This is a genomic window from Flavobacterium rhamnosi (assembly GCF_048286515.1).
Taxonomy (GTDB): Bacteria; Bacteroidota; Bacteroidia; order Flavobacteriales; family Flavobacteriaceae; genus Flavobacterium.
The window spans coordinates 1-5957 of the sequence record NZ_JBLVPS010000045.1 but is presented as its reverse complement, the minus strand read 5'-3'; the positions used below and the strand labels follow the sequence as shown (position 1 = coordinate 5957).

Annotated in this window: 6 protein-coding genes; 1 reads left to right on the top strand and 5 read right to left on the bottom strand. The window is 33.1% G+C overall.

Going from position 1 to position 5957, the window contains the following annotated elements:
• Window positions 1-170: 170 nt before the first annotated feature.
• The 4 genes from menA to ACNQGN_RS18775 form a co-directional block, all read right to left on the bottom strand.
• Window positions 171-1121, bottom strand: coding sequence for a 1,4-dihydroxy-2-naphthoate octaprenyltransferase (gene menA, locus ACNQGN_RS18790; protein ID WP_417989357.1), 951 nt, complete (start codon window positions 1119-1121; stop codon window positions 171-173).
• A gap of 84 nt (window positions 1122-1205) precedes the next feature.
• Entirely contained in the window at window positions 1206-2720 is a 1515-nt protein-coding gene (locus ACNQGN_RS18785) for a PH domain-containing protein (protein ID WP_417989356.1), read from the bottom strand.
• The gene (locus ACNQGN_RS18780; protein WP_417989355.1) at window positions 2720-3241 is read right to left on the bottom strand and encodes a PH domain-containing protein; all 522 of its coding nucleotides are present in this window, start codon (window positions 3239-3241) and stop codon (window positions 2720-2722) included. Before ACNQGN_RS18780 ends, ACNQGN_RS18785 begins: the two co-directional genes overlap by 1 nt.
• Window positions 3242-3327: 86 nt before the next feature.
• Window positions 3328-4158: a 1,4-dihydroxy-2-naphthoyl-CoA synthase gene (locus tag ACNQGN_RS18775; protein WP_416847649.1), complete on the bottom strand. Its 831-nt coding sequence runs from the start codon at window positions 4156-4158 to the stop codon at window positions 3328-3330.
• 258 nt (window positions 4159-4416) lie between these two features.
• Here ACNQGN_RS18775 and ACNQGN_RS18770 point away from each other — a divergent pair, with 258 nt between their 5' ends.
• Complete coding sequence (locus ACNQGN_RS18770) at window positions 4417-4542, top strand: hypothetical protein (protein ID WP_417989354.1); 126 nt, start codon at window positions 4417-4419, stop codon at window positions 4540-4542.
• A 358-nt stretch (window positions 4543-4900) separates the two neighbouring features.
• Here the strand turns inward: ACNQGN_RS18770 and ACNQGN_RS18765 are convergent, their stop codons facing one another.
• The gene (locus ACNQGN_RS18765; protein WP_417989353.1) at window positions 4901-5755 is read right to left on the bottom strand and encodes a CvfB family protein; all 855 of its coding nucleotides are present in this window, start codon (window positions 5753-5755) and stop codon (window positions 4901-4903) included.
• Between the last annotated feature and the right edge of the window lie 202 nt (window positions 5756-5957).

Here is a 5957-nt window from a genome sequence, read left to right as displayed (position 1 = left end):
CGAATTGAACTGTTTCCATAATCTTAAATGTTTTTTAGACATCTAATTTACGAATATATTCACGTTCCGTGAAAAACTCATGGGGGTTTGCGCTTGCTAAATCATGGGTATTTCATATAAAATTAAATTTATAGCATTAAAAATAGATTGATTTGAGTTGTTGTGGCCATTTAATAATTATTTACAATCAAATCCGAAAAAAAGAAAATCATACACAAGGCAAGCAGTACAGAAAGAGCAAAAGTACTCAGCGCCAGTTTTTTTAATTCCGGATCTAACTCCTTAGGGTTTTGATTTTTATAGACCGTAATTAAATGTTTAGTTAAAGGAATGTAAGCTAGTAAAAACAAGTACTGATCAAAGTGAAAATTATCTAAGATTGCAAAAAGCAATATCAAAACCATAGCCAAAACAATTAGAATGTAATGGTATATTTTAGCTTTGGCTCCGCCAATTTTTACAACAACAGTGTTTTTATTCGACTTTCTATCTGAAGCTTCATCCCGCATATTATTCAGATTTAAAACTCCAACACTTAACAATCCAATAGCTGTTGCGGGTAAAAATAATTCAAAATCAAGTTGTTTTGAATACAAAAAATTAACCCCTAAGGTACTCACCAAACCAAAGAAAAGAAACACAAACAGGTCGCCAAAACCGCGATAGCCGTATGCCGTATTTCCAACTGTATACCGAATAGCTGATGCAATTGCCAACATTCCTAATACCAGATAAAACAAAGAATACCACAAATTGGTATCCTTGAACGCATAATAAATCAATAGCATCGCCGAAAACAACGTCAGTACCGAGGTGATTACAATAGCGCGTTTCATCGCTTGAGGAGTAATTACACCGCTTTGAATGGCTCGTTTAGGACCAACCCTGTCCTCATTATCAGTTCCTTTCATACCGTCACCATAATCATTGGCGAAATTAGACAGTATCTGCAATCCAAGTGTGGTTAATATAGCAAAACCAAACAACCTCCAATTAAACACTTCTGTTGGCGTTAATACAGTGTCAGTCGGGTGCGCCAAAGCATACATGCTCCCTACAATTATACCGGAAACTGATAAAGGTAATGTTCTTAAACGTGCGGCTTCAATCCAATGTTTCATTTTATATATTTTTTACTTGTCCAGTTGTTGATTCTATTATTCGAATTAACAATTTAGACAATTCAAGATTAAACTACTTCTTAACTACATCCAATTACTATCGGATGTTTCTATTTCGTACAACCAAAGATTTACTTGTTCTTTTAGTATCCTGTAATCCCCTAACTGAAAAGAAATATCACCTCCTGCAGTATGTAACGTAATAGAACCTATATTCAAATTTTTATGCCAGAAAAGCTGCGAAGTCGAAATTGCCTGAATTTTACTGGGCTCAATAATCTCATCGCTCACATCCCAAGCTCCACTTTGCTTTATTATAAAATTTTCACTGATAAACAGTCGGTTATTTTTAAATTTAAAATATTGGATTACTCCAATAAAAATTACATAAAACGGCACCAAATAACTATACTCAAAAATATAGGACTCAAGCCAATATCCAACACCTGCAAAGCCTGACAAAGGTAAACCTATTGAAAGAAAAATCGAAAAAATAAGTTTGCGAAAATTAGGTCTCAGCTGCATTCCTTTTTCCGGAATTTTATGAAACAATAATTTCAATACAGCATCTCGTTCCGATTCACTACAACCAGGAATTTCTATTGCTGATTTACGTTCTTCTTTTTCGCCGCTGCTTGCTTGCTTAATTTTCATTTCAAGAATACCCATTTTCTTTTGAAAATAATTCCTGGTAACACTTGTTATCTGAACTTTTTCGGGCTTGATAATAGTACTCTTTGTATTTAGCAATCCAAAAGAAAGCAACAAAGAACCCTTTTGTCTGGTAATTTTATAATCAAAATATTTAAAAATAACACGTATCACATTTACAACTAAAACAATACAGAAAAAAAACACTATCGCTATCAAAATAGTCTGTAACACTAAATTTCCATCTATAAAAGCCCCCATTTTTTCTTTGTAAACATTGCTCTCGTCTCCGAAGTTTTGAAAATTCTCATAGAGAGTAGTAAAAAAAATCAGCAATAAAGCAATACTTCTTTCATAGTTTGAAGTAATCCCAACCTTCAATAAACTCAAAAAACTTATTTTTATAAAAGGATGTTCCACCACAAGTGGCCTTTCCTCCACTTCATCCAATTGAGAACCAGGAGATTCATTAGCACTCTTTTTTTTCTCGTTATCTAATAATCGAGATTTCAATTGCAAAGCCAATTCATGCGAAATCGCTTTTATGGCACCTTCTTTCTTATTGCTTCCGGCAGTATCAACATCGAGTTCGTAAACACCAATTAACTTTTGAATAAAAGACTGATTTATATTTACCTGCTGTATTTTTCGGAGCTGAATCGCTGTTTTAGTTTTATTAAAAACACCCTCGGTAATAATGAATTCTTCGTTGTCAGTATCTAAGAAAAAAGTAAAATTGAGATATTTTAAATAGGAAACAACTCCAATACTTACAAAGACGCCAATCGCACCAAGTAAAAGATACGTTTTGTTAATCTCATCGAACTTAAAAATCCAAATCACAATCACAGGCCATAATGCCCTGGCATATTGCTGAAGCGTGTAAAAAAACATTACCAAAATTCCAACTACAGATTGCCGTTGTGGCTGACTAAAATCGACCCCCATTACAATTGCTTTTGTATTTTACCCATCAAGAGTTGTTTGATATTTTCAGCTTGTTCTTTTTTAATTCCTGGAATTTCTATATCACTGGAACTTCCGCCAGCGGTAAAAATTTCAATTTTAGCTAAACCAAAATAACGTGAAACCAGACCTTCGTGTAAAGCCACATGCTGCACTCTATTATAAGGAATTACAATTGTATTCGTAGCAATAATTCCATATCTAAAAAGCACATCATGATCTCTGAATGCAAATCCTTTTTTCCGGAATCCAATGATAGAAAACACAATAATTAAAACTGAAAATATCGAAATTACTATTCCTAAAACTAGCATAACTTTTCCAGAAAACAAGTCTGGCGCTATCATTAATGCAATAGTCGGAGCGAGCACAAGTATACCTATGATTATGGCTACATTGATTAAAACAACTTTTATATAATTAGGATGCAAGCTGGCAAAACTGATTTCCTCAAATTTAGGAAGCAGGGCGATATCGATCGTTTCGTTTGTGAAATTTTCCATTTAAACTATTTATTTTTTTACCACAAAGACATTGCTGTTTGTTTTGCTTTTTATTCTGTAAACTGAAACTAAACATTAATACTCAATTATGGTAACCACTTTTTCTCAAAATTTGGTTTTCGTTTTTCAAGAAATGCATTTCTACCTTCTTTGGCTTCTTCGGTCATGTATGCCAGGCGTGTTGCTTCACCAGCAAAAACCTGTTGCCCTACCATTCCATCATCCGTAAGATTCATCGCAAATTTTAGCATTTTGATAGCCATTGGTGATTTTCCTAATATTTCCTGTGCCCACTCGTAAGCTGTATCTTCTAATTCAGCATGTGGAATTACGGCATTCACCATTCCCATATCCATTGCATCCTGAGCGGAATAATTACGTCCCAAGAAGAAAATTTCACGTGCTTTTTTTTGCCCTACCATTTTGGCTAAATAAGCCGAACCGTAGCCCCCGTCAAAACTTGTTACATCAGCATCGGTCTGTTTGAAAATAGCGTGTTCCTTACTCGCCAAAGTCAAATCGCATACTACATGCAAACTATGTCCTCCACCCACAGCCCAGCCTGGAACTACAGCTATAACCACTTTTGGCATGAATCGAATTAAACGTTGTACTTCTAAGATATTCAAACGGTGCTGCCCATCTTCTCCTACATAGCCCTGATGACCACGTGCATTTTGATCGCCACCGCTACAAAATGAATACACTCCATCTTTAGACGAAGGCCCCTCGGCAGACAACAAAACCACACCAATAGAAGTATCTTCTTGTGCATCGTAAAATGCACTATACAATTCAGACGTTGTTTTTGGTCGGAAAGCATTCCGTACATCTGGTCTGTTGAACGCTATTCTGGCTACGCCATTGCATTTTTTATAGGTTATATCCTCGTATTCTTTGACAGTGATCCAATCCATTACAATTGATTTAAATTATTCAGTGTAAAATTAAATCATTTTTTACATTTTATCTATTCTATTTTAGAGAAGCTTACGGTAATCTTTCTCTGATTAAACAATCTAAAACGTTAAAAAAATCAAAAAAAATAGAATTTTAACAGTTCGCAATCAAAATAATTCTTAATTTTAAATATTGCTAATCAGAGGAATTTAATTTATTTGAATTTGATTTAGCTTTATTATTTTCACTGATTTATTAACCTAAAAAATGTTTTTTTGAATACAATTAAAAATTTTGTCGCTCCTTTTTCTATGGTAATAAATTATAATACTGTTTCAAAAACCATCGTAAGAGAGCTAATGAAAAAATCATTTGCCCCAACAGTAAAAAATAAAGAGTAACACCTACGGTTAAAAAAAGATTCGCATTCCCGCTCAATAAATAAGTTGAGCATTAATAAAATATTTATTTTCCGGAAGATAATCTTTCAATATATATACAAAACCAGCGGCTTTAATGTGAAATTTGATTCTTAGCTTCTAGCAAGTGTTTAAACATAAAGACAAACCATTTAAAAAAGTAATTTACGCTTAGATCAAATATTTTTAAAGTAGTATTAAGGATACTATTAATTATAAAAGTGAATAAATATACTTTTAAAAATGAAATTAGATTTATTTTATTTTTGTTTTGAATTTCAAGAATCCAAAACAAAATAAAAAGAGAAAGACTAACCGTTATGATTAGTCTTTCTTTTTTTTATTCTTTAACCAGGTAAATTCCGTCTTCTTTGATCTCGATTAATTTTTCCCTGTACAAAGCACCAATGGCTTTCTTAAAGGTTTTCTTACTCATTTTCAAAACGGTCTTAATATCTTCCGGATGTGAATTATCGGTCAAACGCAAGAAACCTCTACTAGCTCTTAATTCATCAAGAATTTTTTCGGCATTCGGCTCTATACTTTGATAGCCTTGTATTTGCAGTGAAACATCAATTTTATTGTCAGGACGAATTGTTTTAATATAGCCTCGCATACGGTCTCCTGTACGAATTGCATCATCATACACTTCATCCTTATACAGTAAACCCTTGTGTTTTTCGTTGATGATTACGTTAATTCCTATTTCAGTAATATGTGAAACAATCAAATCTACTTCTTCTCCTTTTTCAACCGTAAGCTCTTCATTTTTAAGAAATTGATTCGTCTTGCTTGAAGCAACCAAACGATTGGTTTTTTCATCCATATAAAGATAAACCAGGTAACGTTTTCCTTTTTCCATAGGTCGTGCCTGTTCTTTAAACGGAGCCAAAATATCTTTTTCCATTCCCCAGTCCATAAAAGCCCCAATCTGATTGGTATAATTTACACGCAAAAGTGCAAATTCATTCAATAAAATATAAGGTTCTAATGTTGTGGCAACTGGTCTTTCTTCATGGTCCAAATACACAAAAACAATCAACTCCTCGCCTATTTCAAATTCGTTCGGAACATATTTATTAGGCAAAAGAATATCATGTATTCCTTCAGGATCTTTTTCCGGATTCCCCAGAAACAAACCTACTTTGGTATCGCGTAAAATGGTAAGCGTATTGTATTTTCCTATTTCAATCATTTTTATTTCAATTTCTAAAGTGCAAAGGTACGAAGTTTGAAAATGGTAAAACGAAAAATCACTTCATAAAAAAAGCGCCAACAAAGGTAGTCATGGTCGGAAGATTTTTCTTCCGACTTTTTTTTGTTTTATATTTTCAAAATAATTCATTTTTATTTATATATTTTAACAAGATTTTTCTTGTTTATTTTATGGAGGTTTT